This is a genomic window from Streptomyces sp. NPDC055254 (genome assembly GCF_053606025.1).
This window is the reverse complement of sequence record NZ_JBSGQV010000071.1, coordinates 1-14,266: the sequence shown is the minus strand read 5'-3', so window position 1 is coordinate 14,266 and position 14,266 is coordinate 1. Positions and strand designations below refer to the sequence as shown.

Sequence of the window (14,266 nt, the reverse complement as noted above, 5' to 3'; positions counted from 1 at the left end):
GGGTATGCCCCGCGCCCCGGCGGGCACGGCGACCGCCGGCCCCCGCCGCCGCCGGGCGATACCGCCAGGAGGGAGCGGTCCGCACTCGGCGGTCGACCGGCGGCGGCCCGCGCCGAGCCGCGACGTGACCGGGGCGGTGGTCAGGTCCGGGGGCCGGCGGTGGGGCCCTGCGAGTCGGTGATCAGGTCCGTGGACCTGCCGGGGTCGCGATCGCGCTGTAGGTGCGGCCGCCCGCCTCGTACTCGCCCAGCGGGGTCATGCCGAAGCCGTCGACGTGCACCCGCCGGGACGGGACGTTCCCGGCCTCGATGAACGCGACCACCGCCTCCGCCCGTCCCACCGCTTCCCGCACGGCCAGGGTGAACAGGCCCCGGGCCACGCCGCGCCCCCGGTACGCGGCGTCGACCACCACCGGGCCGTACAGCAGCCACCGCACCCCGCTCAGCGGGCGGCCCTGCCACAGCAGCGCGCCCTCGGCGTCGAGCAGCGCCCGGACCGGAGGCGGCGGGTCCGCCAGATCCCGCGCGACGGACAGCCCCAGCAGACCGGCCACCCGACCGTCGTCGTCCGCGACGAGGAGGTCCCCGGCACGGGCCATGGCCCGCAGCGCGGCCTCGTCGAACCGACCCTGCACGAAGCCGCCTTCGGCCCGCTGCCGTTCCGTCAGCGCGTCCCGGTGGTTGGCGGCGAAGAGCGCGGCCATGGCGGGCGCATCGGCCTCTACGGCGTACCGGTACTCCATGACGCGATGCTGCCACGCCCCCACCGCCACCTCCCGGGACGCCACCACCGGCCGGCCCGAAACCGTTCCCGCTCCGCCCCCGGTGTCAGGCCCGGTACGCGGCTTCCGGCTCGGGCCGGCAGCGTGAGACGGCGACGACGAAGCCCTTGCCCCATCCCCCATGCCGTTGCAGACGTGCGCCACGATCCTGCGCCCCGCGGCCTGCGGACTCGTCGCGTCCCCACCGATGATCCTGAGTACCTTCACGCCCCGACGTCCGCGGGCGCGGCGAGCGCTGGCCGCCGCCCTTGGGGGAGCCGTACGCGAGTGGGCGCCGGTTGTCTCCCCCCGTGCGGGGGAGACGGACTCCACGGGCGGGGGATCCGCCGCCCCCGGGACGCGCGGTTGTCTTGAGGCATGAAGAAGACGACGAGGAAGCGCCTGTTGACCCTGCTCCTGATGAGCGCCCTGACGACCACCGGGCTGTCCGCCCCGGCCCTGGCACAGCCACCGGACGGCGACATCCGCGCCCGGATCGAGGCCGTCCCCGGAATGCGTGTCCTCGGCGAACGGCCGGCCGACGCCCCGGGCCAGGTCGTCCTGGACCTGGCCTACAGACAGCCCACCGACCACCGGCACGCCGAGCGCGGTTCCTTCGAACAGCGGCTGACGCTGGTGCACAAGACGACCCTGCGTCCCGTGGTGCTCTACTCCAGCGGGTACGAGTTGGGGTCGTCTCCGCAGCGCCCGACCGAGCCGACGACGCTACTGGACGCCAATCAGATCACCACCGAGCAGCGGTTCTTCGGGACGTCCCGGCCCGCGGACCTCGACTGGACCAAGCTCACCGTCTGGCAGGCGGCCAGCGACCACCACCGCCTGGTCACCGCGCTCAAGAAGGTGTACGGCGGTCCCTGGATCTCCACCGGCGGCAGCAAGGGCGGGATGACAGCCGTCTACCACCGCCGGTTCTATCCGGACGACGTGGCCGGCACGGTCGCCTACTCCGCCCCCAACAACACCGACGACCGGGACGACACCGCGTACGACACCCGCCTCGAACAGGTCGGGACCGAGGAGTGCCGGACCGCGATCAAGGCCGCCCAGCGTGAGGCGCTGATACGACGCGCGGCGATGACGGAGCGGTTCGGCCGGTGGGCCGAGGGCGAGAAGAAGACCTTCGCGACCATAGGCAGCGTGGACCGCGCGTTCGAACTCGCCGTGCTGCGGCTGCCGATGATGTTCTGGATGTACCAGTCCACCGAGGGCTGCGCATCCCTACCCACCGCCGCGGCCACGGACGACGCCCTCTACGCCTGGGTCGCCAAGGTCACCCAGCTGCCCGTCTACACCGACCAGACCCTCGACACCGTCACGCCGTACTTCTACCAACTGGGCACCCAGCTCGGGTACCCCCAGTTCGCCGCCCCGCACCTGGGCGGATTGCTGCGCCACCCCGGCATCCAGGAGATCCGCACCTACGTGCCGCGTGACATCCCCTTGCGTTTCCAGCCCGGCGCGATGGCGGACATCGACCGCTGGATACGCCACCACGGCAGCTCGTTCCTGTTCGTCAACGGCGAGAACGACGTCGCGGTCGCGGAGCCGTTCCGCCTGGGCAAGGGCACGCGCGACTCCCACCTCTTCGAAGTACCCGCCGCCAACCACCGCGTCTCCATAGCGGGCCTGCGCCCCGACGACGCCGCGAAGGCCACTGCCGCACTCCACCGCTGGGCCGGCGGGCCGGTCTCGGAGAACCACTCCGGCGGGGGGCGCTGACGCCGGCCAAGGGCAGCCCCCCGCGGCGGCCGGAGGGTTGCCCGATCTCGGTGGATCGCGAGGCCGACGGGCGTCGTGTGTGTCGTTTGCAGGGGGTACGCGCGTGCGCGGTCGCCAATGGCCTTCTGCGGCCGACGCCCGGAACGAGGTGCCGTATCCGGGTTGCCGCGGTCCGATGCACCGGGTCGCTCACGCCACGGCGTCGGACCCGTCACCGGCCGCCCGGCTCCTTCCCCGCGGCCACCACCACCGCGGCGGCGGCCCGGCGCGGCGGCGGCGCGGACCGCCCCGGCTCGGGGGTCAGAGGTACTCGCGGGCGAATTCCACCGCCCATTCCACCGCCGCCACCGGGACGGCGCCCGACTGGGGGTCGACCGTGAGGCGGGCGGTCTCCCAGCCCTGGCCGTGCTCCCGGTGGATCACGAAGTGTCCGTCCACGTCGGCCCCTTCGGTCGCCACGAGGAACTCGATCGCCCGATCGTCCCCGTCCGTTCCGACCGTGGTGATCGCCATGTCACCGACCACAAACTCCACTGCTCCGCCGCCCCTCGGTACGCGCCCTGCTTCCGGCTGGTTCCCGCGGCCCAGCCTGTACGCCCCCGGGGCGCGCCGCATGAGTGCGCGTACTCAGGCCCCGTACTCAGGCCCCGTACTCGCGCCCGGTAGTCGGCCCCGGACACGGGACGGCGGTGGCGCGTCCACCGCCCGGCCCACCCCGGCCGCGGGATCCGCCGGGGTGACGAGCGCAACACCGGCGGATCCCGAACCTCTCGGGCTCCTCCCATTCCGCAGCCGTAGCGCGCGCCCGGCCCCGCATTCCAAGGGTGGAGCGTGCCCCCACCCACCCATTGCCCGTAACGGGACATATCGCCCGCCCCTCCCGCCGCGCAAATGACTCCGCGCGCCCGCGCCGGGCCCCGTAAGCTCCCGTCATGCAGGTGATCCAGTCAACGAAACTCGCCAATGTCTGCTACGAGATCCGCGGCCCCGTGCTCGAAGAGGCGATGCGGCTCGAAGCAGCAGGTCATCGCATCCTCAAGCTCAACACCGGCAACCCCGCGGCCTTCGGCTTCGAGTGCCCGCCGGAGATCCTTGAGGACATGCTCCGCAACCTGGGCAACGCCCACGGCTACGGGGACGCGAAGGGGCTGCTCTCCGCCCGCCGCGCGGTCATGCAGCACTACCAGACCAAGGGCATCGACCTGGACGTCGAGGACATCTACCTCGGCAACGGCGTCTCCGAGCTGATCCAGATGTCGATGCAGGCGCTGCTGGACGACGGCGACGAGGTGCTGGTCCCGGCGCCGGACTACCCGCTGTGGACCGCCTCGGTCTCGCTCGCGGGCGGCACGGCCGTGCACTACCGGTGCGACGAGCAGGCCGACTGGATGCCGGACCTCGCCGACATCGAGCGCAAGGTCACCGACCGCACCCGCGCGATCGTGATCATCAACCCGAACAACCCCACCGGCGCCGTCTACGACGACGAGATGCTGCGCGGGCTCACGGACATCGCCCGCCGCCACAACCTGATCGTCTGCTCGGACGAGATCTACGACCGGATCCTGTACGACGGGGCCACGCACACGAACACCGCCGCCATCGCTCCGGACCTGCTCACCCTCACGTTCAACGGGCTCTCCAAGAACTACCGCGTCGCCGGCTACCGGGCCGGCTGGATGGCGGTCTGCGGCCCGAAGAAGAACGCGTCCTCGTACATCGAGGGCCTGACGATCCTGGCGAACATGCGGCTGTGCGCCAACATGCCCTCCCAGCACGCGGTCGCCACCGCCCTGGGCGGCCGGCAGTCCATCGTGGACCTGGTGCTGCCCGGCGGACGGCTGCTGGAGCAGCGCGACGCGGCGTACGAGGCCCTCACCCGCATCCCCGGCATCTCCTGCGTGAAGCCCAAGGGGGCGCTGTACCTCTTCCCGAAGCTCGACCCCTCCGTGTACAAGATCAAGGACGACCGGCAGATGGTCCTCGACCTGCTGCGGGCCGAGAAGATCATGGTGGTGCACGGTACGGGCTTCAACTGGCCCGAGCCGGACCACTTCCGCATCGTGACGCTGCCGAACTCCAAGGACCTGACCGACGCCGTGACCCGGATCGGGAACTTCCTCGACGGCTACGGCCAGCCCTGAGCGGGCTCACCCGCAGCTCGCAGGATTCAGCTCAACTTTAGAACGAATCCAATGTAGGATGGTCTCCTGACCACGCAGGAGGCCTCCTCATGTACGAGCCGATCCGTACCAAGTCGGTCGTCCAGCGCATGGGCGGCAACCGGACCGACTACCCGCACAGCAGCCGCGGCGAAGCGCTGGACATCCAGCTCGCCGGGCACCTCGGCGCGCTGCTCGCCGTGACCGACGAGCTCGGCCTCACGGAGAGCGCCGGCGAGATCGCCGCCCAGGTGGCGCGGCTGCGCGGAGCGCAGCCCACCCGAGCCCCGCGGGGCCCCGTCGGGGACCGGGCCGCGCTGCACCAGCGCGCGCACGACCTCGCCGCCCGCGCGCTGCTCGTCGCCGCGTCCCGCGCCGACACGACGGTCGCGATCCTCGCCGCCCAGTCGATGAACACCCACGCCGCCGCCCTGAAGTCCCTGGACCTGGCCGGCGCCCACTGACGGCCCCGGTCCGGGGCCGCGGAGGCCCCGGACCGGGCGCCATACCCATGTCCTGCCGGGAGCGCCGCGGTTCCGGCCGCGCCCGTCCCGCGGGGTTGCGCGTTGGACATGAGTCGGTGCTCCGCACACGATGGGGGCCGCAAGATCGCGGCAGTACGGGGCGCCCGCTCGCGCGGGCGGTTCCACGTGGCCGCTTCGTCCCGATCCAGCCCTCTGGAGACCCTTCGCCATGAGCTTCGGCGATCCGCACCACCCCTACGGCCAGCAGCCCCCGCAGGCCCCGCCGCCCGTCCACCCGCAGCAGGCCCCCCAGGGCGTCCCGCCGCAGTACGGGTACCCGCAGCAGGGTTCCCCCGATGCTCCCCCGCCGTACGAGCACCCGCAGCAGGCGCCTCCGCCCTACGGGTACCCCCAGCAGGCATCCCCGCCGCAGTACGGGTACCCCCAGCAGGCGCCCCCGCAGTACGGGTACCCCCAGCAGGCGCCCCCGCCGTACGCGGGGTATGCGGCTCCGCCCTACGGGGTGTACCCGCCGCTCGGGATGCCGGGGCTCGCCCACTGGGGGTTGCGGCTCGGGGCGTCCCTGCTCGACTCCGCGGTGATCGTCGGCCCGATGCTGGCCATGGCCTTCACCGACATCGCCACCAGCGACAACCCGGACGAGCCCAGGCTCCTCGGCGTCGTCGGCATGCTGTACGGCTTCGTCATGGCGATCTTCCAGCTGTACCGGGAGGGTTCCACCGGCCAGAGCGTCGGCAAGAAGATCGTCGGCATCAGCGTGCTGCGCGAGAGCGACGGCCGCCCGCTCGGCTTCGGCATGGCCCTCGTCCGCAAGCTGGCGCACGCCCTGGACAGCCTCGCCTGCTACCTCGGCTGGCTCTGGCCGCTGTGGGACGAGAAGAGGCAGACCTTCGCCGACAAGGTGTGCGCCACCGTCGTCGTCACCGACAACCGCTGACCCACTCCGCGGGAGCGCGGCCGGACCGCCCGGGGGCACGGCTTCGGCGGGCGGCTCCCGGGTGACGTCGACAGCCGGGCGCCGGCCCACTCCGCGAGAGCGCGGCCGGACCGCCCCGAGGGCGGCCTCCGGGGGTCAGCCTCCCGGGGTGACCTCGTCCGCCGTGAAGTCCGCCCCCGCGACGCCGCACCACGGGACCGTCGCCACCGGCCAGACCGGGCCGACCGCCTCGCCCCGTTCCGTCGCGCCCGGGGCCACGCCCGGGATCTTCACCAGGGACTGCGCCGCCCGCCCCGCCGGGTCCGGCCGCTGCGACGCGCGGAACTCCACGGTGACGACGTAGCCGCCGGGCCCCTGCGGGCGCCCCGCCGCCTCCACGGCGGCCACCACGCGCCGGCTCGCCGGATCGATTCGGCACCCGGTGACCCGCACGTCCTCCACGGCCGCCCGCGGCTCGGGCTCCCGCGGCCCGCCGCCGCTGGCCCACACGTACAGCCCCAGCGGGGCGAACACCAGCAGCCCGGCCAGCGTCACCAGGCCGACCAACCAGCCCTGCCACTTCAACGCGCTCACGCCCATGCGACGATCTTCCCGGGCGTCCGCCCCGCCCACCAGCACCCACGGGCCCACACAGCATTTCGAAGTGGGACCGCCTGGACACCTGACGTTCATTCAAGTCCTCGCGGAATGTGGGTTTCCGCGAGCACGCTGCACCCGTGAGACGCATCCTAGGAATCATCCTGGGCCTCCTCCTGATCGGCGGCGCCGCCGCCGTCGCCCTACTCCAGGGGCAGGGCCCGGAACCCACGGCAACGAAGACCGTGCGTGGCGTCATCGGTTCGGAGAAGTCCGACTTCTTCCGCGACCCGGACGTCGTCAAAGCCCTGGCCGACCGGGGCTACACCGTGAAGACGGAGACCTCGGGGTCCTGGGCGATGGACCAACTCGCCCTGAAAGATTTCGACTTCGCCTTCCCCAGCAGCAGCGAGCCCGCCAAGGAGGTGGCCGCCGCGGCCGGCCTCAAGGGGGCACAGGAGACCAAGCCCTTCTTCTCGCCGCTCGTCGTGATCGCCCGTTCGAACGCCGCCGAGGTGCTGGCCGGCAGCGGCCTCGTGAAGCTGAACGGCAAGAACACCGGGACCCTCCTGATGGGCCCGTTCCTCAAGGCGGCGGGCGAGGACCGCACCTGGCAGCAGCTGCCCGGCTCCGGCGCCTTCGCCGAGCTGACCGGCACCGTGTTCATCAAGACCACCGACCCGGCCACCTCCAATTCCGGCGCCCTCTTCCTCGCGGCCACCTCCAACGTCGCCAACGGTGGCAACGTCGTCGCCGACGACGCCGCGATCGCCCGCACCGCGCCCCTGATGCGCAAGCTGATCTCCGTCCAGGGCGCCCTGGAACCCAGCACCGACGACCCGTTCCGGGCCTTCCTCAGCGGCAGCGGCGAGCCGCTGATCCTGGTCTACGAGTCCCAGGTGGCCTCCCTGCTGCTCCAGCGGCAGGAACCGGGCGACATGGTCGTGCTCTACCCGGACACCACCGTCAACACGGCGCACACCTTCGTCCCGCTGACCGACGCGGCCCGCGAGCTCGGCACCCTGCTCGCCACCGACCCCGCGCTGCGCGACCTGGCCGTGCAGCGCGGATTCCGCCCGCAGGACGGCGTGGCCGAGTTCGGTGCCGCGACCGCCCCGCACACCGGGTTCCTCAACCCCTCGCTGACCGGCATCCGCCAGGTCGGCACACCCACCGTCAAGATCCTGATGGCGCTCGCGCAGCGCGCCAAGGGCCAAGGGGACGCACCGTGACGCCGACACCCGCACCCGCAGACGCACCGACACCCACACCGACCGCCGACGGAAGCGACCACCCGCTGGTGCTGACCGCTCCCGAACCCGTCGCTCCCGTCCGCCGCGAGCAGGCCGCCGGCCTGGTCCCGCTCCCGGACGGCGTGCACGAGGAGATGGCCCGCCGGGCCGGGGAGTACGTGGGCTCGCTGGCCGGGATCGACGCCCGCTCCCCCGAGTTCGCGGCCCGGATCGGCGAGCTGGCCGCGCTCGGCGCCGCGGACATCCGCGGCGCCGCCCAGCAGTCGAACCGGATGCTGGAGCGCGCCGTGCGCTCCCTCGGCTCCGCCGGGGGCGGCGACGCCCCGTCCCGGGTGGCCGGCTCGCTCGTCGAACTGCGCAGGACCGTCGAGGACCTCGATCCGCGCGACACCCCGGCCAAGGGGGTTCGCAAGCTGCTCGCGAAGCTGCCCGGCGGCAACCGGTTCCGCGACCACGTGGCCGCGTACGCGTCCTCGCAAGCGGTCCTGAACCGGATCGTCGGGGCCTTGCGCAGCGGTCAGGACGAACTGCGGCGCGACAACGCGGCCCTGCACACCGAGCGGACCCGCCTGTGGGAGACGATGGGCAAGCTCCAGGAGTACGCGGTGCTGACCGAGGCCCTGGACGCGGCCGTCGAGCAGCGGATCGCCGAGGCCGTCCGCACGGACCCCGGGCAGGCCGACGCGATGCGGGCGGACGTGCTCTTCCCGGTCCGGCAGAAGCACCAGGACCTGCTGACCCAGCTGGCCGTCTGCGCCCAGGGCTACCTGGCGACGGACGTGGTGCGGCGCAACAACGACGAGCTGATCAGGGGCGTCGACCGGGCGGCGACGACCACCGTGTCCGCGCTGCGGATCGCCGTGATGCTCGCATCGGCCCTGGAGCACCAGCGCAAGGTGATCCAGCAGGTCGACACCCTGCGCGGCACCACCGAGGACCTGATCCGGGGCAACGCGGAGATGCTCGCCTCGCAGAGCGGCGAGATCCAGCGGATCGCCGCCGATCCGGCGGTGGGCGCCCAGACGCTGCGGGAGGCCTTCGCGCAGATCTACCGGACCCTCGACGCGATCGACACCTTCAAGGCCGAGGCGACGCAGAACATGGCCGCCACCGTGGAGTCGCTGGCCGGGGAGCTGCGGACGGCGTCCGCTCACCTCGCGCGCACCCGTACCACGAGCGCTCCGGAAGGCGGTGCCCGGTGAGCCGCGGCACGCGCCGCGCGGCGCGCACGGTCCTGGTCGGGCTCGCCCTCGCCGTGCTCGCGGCGGCGGCCGGCTGCACCTCCACCGAGGCCGACGGGACGGGGCCGCCGGAGCCGACGGTGCGCAAGGAGGGGACCCTGCGGGTCCTGGCCTCCAGCGAGCTCACCGACATGGAACCCGTGTTGAAGGCCGCCCGGGCCGCCACCGGGGTCGCCGTCGAGCTGAGCTGGACCGGCACCCTGGACGCCGCAGAGCAGGTCGCGTCGGGGAAGGCCGAGGGGAAGTACGACGCCGTCTGGCTCTCTTCCAACGACTACCTGCGGTTGCGCCCGGAGGCGGCGGGGAAGCTCGCCAACGAGACCCCCGTGATGTCCTCGCCCGTCGCCCTCGGGGTCCGGCCGCAGGCGCTGGCCCGGCTGGGGTGGAAGCCCGAGGAGGTGACGTGGGCGGCGGTGCACGAGGCGGTCGCCGCGGGGAGGCTGTCGTACGGGATGACGGACCCGGTGCGCTCCAACTCCGGTTTCTCCGCCCTGGTCGCGGTGGCCTCCGGACTGTCGGGGGCGCAGGCGGCGCTGACCGACGCGGACGTGCGGGCGGCGGGGCCGCGGCTCAAGCAGTTCTTCGCCGGGCAGAAGCTGACCTCGGGTTCCTCCGGCTGGCTGGTCGGCGCCTACGCCAAGCGCGGGGACGTGGACGCGCTGGTGAACTACGAGTCGGTGCTGCTGTCCATGAACCGGGACGCGTTGAAGGCGAAGGACGGCGGGGAGCCGCTGACGGTGATCCGCCCCCGGGACGGCGTGGTCACCGCCTCCTACCCGCTGACGCTGCTGACCTCGGCGCCCGCCCCGGCGCGCGAGGCGGGCCGGGTCCTGACGGAGTACCTGCGCGGGGCGGAGGCGCAGAAGGCGATCACCGAGCAGACGCTGCGCCGTCCGGTGGCGGCCGGGGTGGCGCCGGCCGCCGGGCTGGCCGCCGACAAGCGGCGGGAACTGCCCTTCCCCGGCTCGCGGTCGGTCGCCGACGGGCTGCTGGCCTCGTACGAGAACGAGCTGCGCCGGCCGTCGCGGACGGTGTACGTGCTGGACACCTCGGGCTCGATGGCGGAGGGGGACCGCATCGGGCGGCTGAAGTCGGCGCTCATCGACCTGACGGGAAGCGGTACTTCGGGGACCGGGCAGCGCTTCCGGGACCGCGAGGAGGTGACGCTGCTGCCCTTCGGCGACCAGGTGAAGAAGGTACTGACGCACGTGGTCGAGCCCGGCCGTCCCGGCCCCGCCCTGGACGCGATCCGGGGTGATGTGGAGGCGCTGGAGCCGGCGGGGGGCACGGCCGTGTACGGCAGCCTCAAGGCGGCGTACCAGCACCTGGGGAAGGAGGACGCGGACGCGTTCACGTCGATCGTGCTGATGACGGACGGGCGGAGCGGGGACAAGGTGAAGGACTTCGACTCCTTCTACGCCTCGCTGCCCGAGGGGCAGAAGCACACTCCCGTCTTCGCGGTGCTGTTCGGGGACTCGGACCGCAAGGAGCTGGCCCACATCACGGAGCTGACCGGCGGCCGGCTGTTCGACGCCACCGACGGAAACGGCTCGCTGGACGGCGCGTTCGAGGAGATCCGTGGCTACCAGTAGGCGTGCCGGGGCCGGTGGGCTGCTCGGCTACGTGGAGTCGCGCAAGAACCTGGCGGGCTCGGTCTGCGGCGTGGCCGGGGTGGGCCTGGCCCTCGCGGGCGCGGGCGGCGCCTACTGGCCGGCGGTGGTCGCGGCCCTGTACGGGGCGGGTGCGCTGATCGCCCCGCCGGAGCGGCCGCCCGTCCCGGAGCTGCCGGACCCGCAGGAGCAGCTCGGCCTCGTACGGGAGAACTTCGGACGGCTGCGGGAGTACCTGGCCGAGGTGGAGCCGGCGCCGGCGGCCGGCGGGAGGCTGACCGGACTGCTGGAGCTGTACGGGGCGCTGCTGGATCCGGGGTGGGTGGCCGAGGTGCTGGCCGTCGAGCCGGAGGCGGTGCACGCGCTGGACCGGGCGATCCGGCTGGACGTGCCGGAGTGCGTGGACGCGTACCTCCGGACGCGGTGGTGGACCCGGCTCAATCCGGGCGGCGAGTCGCCCGAGCAGCACCTGGAGCGGCAGCTGGCGGTGCTGTACGAGGAGGCGGAAAGGCTGACGGCGGACCTCCGCGAAGCAGAGGCCCGCCGGCAACGGACGCACACGACCTACCTGGAGGAGCGCGGACGCTCCTGAGGACGGTCATGTGCCGCGGTGGGAACCGCTTGGTCGGGGGCTCCCACGTTCATGGCCCCGGTGCGGGGCGGGCGGTCAGCCCAGGCGCTCGACGAGCGCGTGGTACTGGTCCCACAGCTCCTTGGGAGTGTGGTCGCCGTAGGTGTTGAGGTGGCCGGGCACCAGGGCGGCCTCCTCGCGCCAGACCTCCTTGTCGACCGTGAGCAGGAACTCCAGGTCGGCGGTCGGCAGGTCCAGGCCGTCGGTGTCCAGGGACTCGACGGTCGGCAGGATGCCGATGGGGGTCTCGACGCCCTCGGCGGTGCCGTCGAGGCGCTCGACGATCCACTTGAGGACGCGGCTGTTCTCGCCGAAGCCGGGCCACACGAACGCGCCCGCCTCGTTCTTGCGGAACCAGTTCACGTAGTAGATCTTCGGAAGCTTGGACTGGTCCTTGTCGGCGCCGACCTTGACCCAGTGACCCATGTAGTCGCCCATGTTGTAGCCGCAGAACGGCAGCATGGCGAAGGGGTCGCGGCGCAGCTCGCCGACCTTGCCCTCGGCGGCGGCGGTCTTCTCGGAGGCGATGTTCGAGCCGATGAAGACGCCGTGGTTCCAGTCGAAGGACTCGGTGACCAGCGGTACGGCGGAGGCGCGGCGGCCGCCGAAGAGGATCGCGGAGATCGGGACGCCCTTGGGGTCCTCCCACTCGGGCGCGATCGTCGGGCACTGGGAGGCCGGGACGGCGAAGCGTGCGTTCGGGTGGGCGGCCGGGGTCCCGCTCTGCGGGGTCCAGTCGTTGCCCTTCCAGTCGGTGAGGTGGGCGGGAGTCTCCTCCGTCATGCCCTCCCACCAGACGTCGCCGTCGTCGGTGAGCGCGACGTTGGTGAAGACGGTGTTCGCGTACATCGTCTTCATGGCGTTGGCGTTGGTGTGCTCGCCGGTGCCGGGGGCGACGCCGAAGAAGCCGGCCTCGGGGTTGATCGCGTAGAGGCGGCCGTCCTCGCCGAAGCGCATCCAGGCGATGTCGTCACCGATGGTCTCGACGGTCCAGCCGGAGATCGTGGGCTCCAGCATGGCCAGGTTGGTCTTGCCGCAGGCGCTCGGGAACGCCGCCGCGACGTACTTCGCCTCGCCCCGCGGCGGGGTGAGCTTGAGGATCAGCATGTGCTCGGCCAGCCAGCCCTCGTCGCGGGCCATGACGGACGCGATGCGCAGGGCGTAGCACTTCTTGCCGAGCAGGGCGTTGCCGCCGTAGCCGGAACCGTAGGACCAGATCTCGCGGCTCTCGGGGAAGTGCGAGATGTACTTGGTGGTGTTGCAGGGCCACGGCACGTCGGCCTGGCCCTCGGCGAGCGGAGCGCCGAGGGTGTGGACGGCCTTGACGAAGAACCCGTCGGTGCCGAGCTCGTCGAGGACGGGCCGGCCCATGCGGGTCATGGTGCGCATCGCGACGGCGACGTAGGCCGAGTCGGTGATCTCGACGCCGATCGCGGAGAGCTCGGAGCCGAGGGGGCCCATGCAGAACGGGACGACGTACATCGTCCGGCCCTTCATGGAGCCGCGGAAGATGCCCTGCTCGCCCGCGAAGAGCTCCTTCATCTCGGAAGGGGCCTTCCAGTGGTTCGTCGGGCCCGCGTCCTCCTCCTTCTCGGAGCAGATGAAGGTCCGGTCCTCGACGCGCGCGACGTCGGAGGGGTCGGAGGCGGCGTAGTAGGAGTTCGGGCGCTTCGTCTCGTCGAGCTTCTTGAACGTCCCCTTGGCGACGAGCTCCTCGCACAGGCGCTCGTACTCGGCCTCGGAGCCGTCGCACCAGACGACGCGGTCCGGCTGGGTGAGGGCTGCGACCTCGTCCACCCAGGAGATCAGGGCCGTATGCCCGGTGGGGAGGGTCGAACGGGTGGGAGCCGCGTTGTCGCGCGCCACGATTGCTCCTTGTTGAGGGGTTCGTTTGGTGTATGCCCCGTGGGGGCTGCGACCCGGATGCTTCGCGCTCCGCTCATCCGGTGCCGACCGCACTCATCTGATCATCCGGTGCATGTGCGCATATGTCCAGGGGGCCTCTCACGTGAGCATCGCCACGTCCGTCAATCTTCCGTAAAGAGGACCAACGGAAACCTACGGACCCGTAGGTAGCATGTGGACCATGACTTCAGAAGCCGCCGCCTCGCCGGCCTCCGTACCGGCCGACGCACCGGCCGCCGAGGCCTCACCGGTCGTCCGGGCCGTGGAAGCAGCCGAGACCGCCCTGGAAGCCAAGCCGCTCATGCGCGGCTGGCTGCACACGGGGATGTTCCCCGCCGTGGTGGTCGCGGGCCTGGTGCTCATGGCCTCCACCGACTCGACCCGGGCCCGGGTGGCCTGCGGGGTCTACGTCCTCACCGCCTGCCTGCTCTTCGGCGTCAGCGCGGTCTACCACCGCGGCACCTGGGGGCCGCGCGGCGAGGCGATCCTGCGACGACTCGACCACGCCAACATCTTCCTGATCATCGCGGGCACCTACACCCCGCTGACCGTCCTGCTGCTGCCCCCCTCCACCGGGCGGACCCTGCTGTGGGCGGTGTGGATCGCGGCGGCCGCCGGCATCGCCTTCCGCGTCTTCTGGGTCGGCGCCCCGCGCTGGCTCTACACCCCCTGCTACATCGCCATGGGCTGGGCGGCCGTCTTCTTCCTGCCCGACTTCATGCGGACCGGCGGCATCGCCGTCCTGGTCCTGGTGATCGTCGGCGGCCTGCTGTACAGCGTGGGCGGCGTCATCTACGGCATGAAGCGCCCCAACCCCTCGCCGCGCTACTTCGGCTTCCACGAGGTCTTCCACTCGCTGACGCTGGCGGCGTTCGTCGCCCACTACGTCGGCATCTCCCTGGCCGCGTACCAGCACTGACACCACCGGACGCCGACCGCCCCGGACCTCGTGTCGAGGTCCGGGGC

13 protein-coding genes are annotated in these 14,266 nt (G+C 72.4%); 9 read left to right on the top strand and 4 right to left on the bottom strand.

What is annotated here, in order from left to right:
- Positions 1 to 181: 181 nt before the first annotated feature.
- The gene (locus ACWFQ8_RS32890; RefSeq protein WP_453789944.1) at positions 182 to 742 is read right to left on the bottom strand and encodes an N-acetyltransferase family protein; all 561 of its coding nucleotides are present in this window, start codon (positions 740 to 742) and stop codon (positions 182 to 184) included.
- 396 nt (positions 743 to 1,138) lie between these two features.
- Here ACWFQ8_RS32890 and ACWFQ8_RS32885 point away from each other — a divergent pair, with 396 nt between their 5' ends.
- Positions 1,139 to 2,500: a S28 family serine protease gene (locus tag ACWFQ8_RS32885; protein WP_453789943.1), complete on the top strand. Its 1,362-nt coding sequence runs from the start codon at positions 1,139 to 1,141 to the stop codon at positions 2,498 to 2,500.
- A gap of 300 nt (positions 2,501 to 2,800) precedes the next feature.
- Here the strand turns inward: ACWFQ8_RS32885 and ACWFQ8_RS32880 are convergent, their stop codons facing one another.
- A complete protein-coding gene (locus ACWFQ8_RS32880; protein ID WP_453789942.1) occupies positions 2,801 to 3,013 on the bottom strand; it encodes a hypothetical protein in 213 nt (70 codons plus the stop codon).
- A 419-nt stretch (positions 3,014 to 3,432) separates the two neighbouring features.
- On the opposite strand from ACWFQ8_RS32880, the gene ACWFQ8_RS32875 reads away from it, so the two are divergent.
- The 3 genes from ACWFQ8_RS32875 to ACWFQ8_RS32865 all read left to right on the top strand — a co-directional run bounded on the left by ACWFQ8_RS32875 (position 3,433) and on the right by ACWFQ8_RS32865 (position 6,084).
- A complete protein-coding gene (locus tag ACWFQ8_RS32875; protein ID WP_453789941.1) occupies positions 3,433 to 4,644 on the top strand; it encodes a pyridoxal phosphate-dependent aminotransferase in 1,212 nt (403 codons plus the stop codon).
- An 89-nt stretch (positions 4,645 to 4,733) separates the two neighbouring features.
- Positions 4,734 to 5,126: an SCO4983 family protein gene (locus tag ACWFQ8_RS32870; protein WP_453789940.1), complete on the top strand. Its 393-nt coding sequence runs from the start codon at positions 4,734 to 4,736 to the stop codon at positions 5,124 to 5,126.
- Positions 5,127 to 5,355: 229 nt separating this feature from the next.
- Positions 5,356 to 6,084 carry an RDD family protein gene (locus ACWFQ8_RS32865; RefSeq protein ID WP_453789939.1) on the top strand — a complete coding sequence of 243 codons (729 nt, stop codon included), beginning with the start codon at positions 5,356 to 5,358 and terminating at the stop codon, positions 6,082 to 6,084.
- Between the two features lie 135 nt (positions 6,085 to 6,219).
- Here ACWFQ8_RS32865 and ACWFQ8_RS32860 read toward each other — a convergent pair whose 3' ends face one another.
- Positions 6,220 to 6,663: a hypothetical protein gene (locus tag ACWFQ8_RS32860; protein ID WP_453789938.1), complete on the bottom strand. Its 444-nt coding sequence runs from the start codon at positions 6,661 to 6,663 to the stop codon at positions 6,220 to 6,222.
- Positions 6,664 to 6,800: 137 nt separating this feature from the next.
- Between ACWFQ8_RS32860 and ACWFQ8_RS32855 the strand changes: the two genes are divergently transcribed.
- From ACWFQ8_RS32855 to ACWFQ8_RS32840, 4 genes are read left to right on the top strand one after another with little or no spacing between them, the layout of a single operon-like run.
- On the top strand, positions 6,801 to 7,892 hold the full coding sequence (locus ACWFQ8_RS32855; RefSeq protein WP_453789937.1) for a hypothetical protein: 1,092 nt from the start codon (positions 6,801 to 6,803) through the stop codon (positions 7,890 to 7,892).
- Positions 7,889 to 9,115 carry a toxic anion resistance protein gene (locus tag ACWFQ8_RS32850; RefSeq protein ID WP_453789936.1) on the top strand — a complete coding sequence of 409 codons (1,227 nt, stop codon included), beginning with the start codon at positions 7,889 to 7,891 and terminating at the stop codon, positions 9,113 to 9,115. Before ACWFQ8_RS32855 ends, ACWFQ8_RS32850 begins: the two co-directional genes overlap by 4 nt.
- Positions 9,112 to 10,746, top strand: coding sequence for a substrate-binding and vWA domain-containing protein (locus ACWFQ8_RS32845; RefSeq protein WP_453789935.1), 1,635 nt, complete (start codon positions 9,112 to 9,114; stop codon positions 10,744 to 10,746). The genes ACWFQ8_RS32850 and ACWFQ8_RS32845 overlap by 4 nt, the downstream gene beginning before the upstream one ends.
- The gene (locus tag ACWFQ8_RS32840; protein WP_453789934.1) at positions 10,733 to 11,356 is read left to right on the top strand and encodes a hypothetical protein; all 624 of its coding nucleotides are present in this window, start codon (positions 10,733 to 10,735) and stop codon (positions 11,354 to 11,356) included. Before ACWFQ8_RS32845 ends, ACWFQ8_RS32840 begins: the two co-directional genes overlap by 14 nt.
- Before the next feature lie 75 nt (positions 11,357 to 11,431).
- Here ACWFQ8_RS32840 and ACWFQ8_RS32835 read toward each other — a convergent pair whose 3' ends face one another.
- The gene (locus ACWFQ8_RS32835; protein WP_453789933.1) at positions 11,432 to 13,261 is read right to left on the bottom strand and encodes a phosphoenolpyruvate carboxykinase (GTP); all 1,830 of its coding nucleotides are present in this window, start codon (positions 13,259 to 13,261) and stop codon (positions 11,432 to 11,434) included.
- 340 nt (positions 13,262 to 13,601) lie between these two features.
- On the opposite strand from ACWFQ8_RS32835, the gene trhA reads away from it, so the two are divergent.
- Positions 13,602 to 14,219: a PAQR family membrane homeostasis protein TrhA gene (gene trhA, locus ACWFQ8_RS32830; RefSeq protein WP_453789945.1), complete on the top strand. Its 618-nt coding sequence runs from the start codon at positions 13,602 to 13,604 to the stop codon at positions 14,217 to 14,219.
- Positions 14,220 to 14,266 lie beyond the last annotated feature (47 nt).

Excerpts from the sequence above, each read along its gene's own strand:
- ACWFQ8_RS32890 (WP_453789944.1), bottom strand. The coding sequence starts at position 742 with ATGGAGTACCGGTACGCCGTAGAGGCCGATGCGCCCGCCATGGCCGCG.
- ACWFQ8_RS32885 (WP_453789943.1), top strand. The coding sequence starts at position 1,139 with ATGAAGAAGACGACGAGGAAGCGCCTGTTGACCCTGCTCCTGATGAGC.
- ACWFQ8_RS32880 (WP_453789942.1), bottom strand. The coding sequence starts at position 3,013 with ATGGCGATCACCACGGTCGGAACGGACGGGGACGATCGGGCGATCGAG.
- ACWFQ8_RS32875 (WP_453789941.1), top strand. The coding sequence starts at position 3,433 with ATGCAGGTGATCCAGTCAACGAAACTCGCCAATGTCTGCTACGAGATC.
- ACWFQ8_RS32870 (WP_453789940.1), top strand. The coding sequence starts at position 4,734 with ATGTACGAGCCGATCCGTACCAAGTCGGTCGTCCAGCGCATGGGCGGC.
- ACWFQ8_RS32865 (WP_453789939.1), top strand. The coding sequence starts at position 5,356 with ATGAGCTTCGGCGATCCGCACCACCCCTACGGCCAGCAGCCCCCGCAG.
- ACWFQ8_RS32860 (WP_453789938.1), bottom strand. The coding sequence starts at position 6,663 with ATGGGCGTGAGCGCGTTGAAGTGGCAGGGCTGGTTGGTCGGCCTGGTG.
- trhA (WP_453789945.1), top strand. The coding sequence starts at position 13,602 with ATGCGCGGCTGGCTGCACACGGGGATGTTCCCCGCCGTGGTGGTCGCG.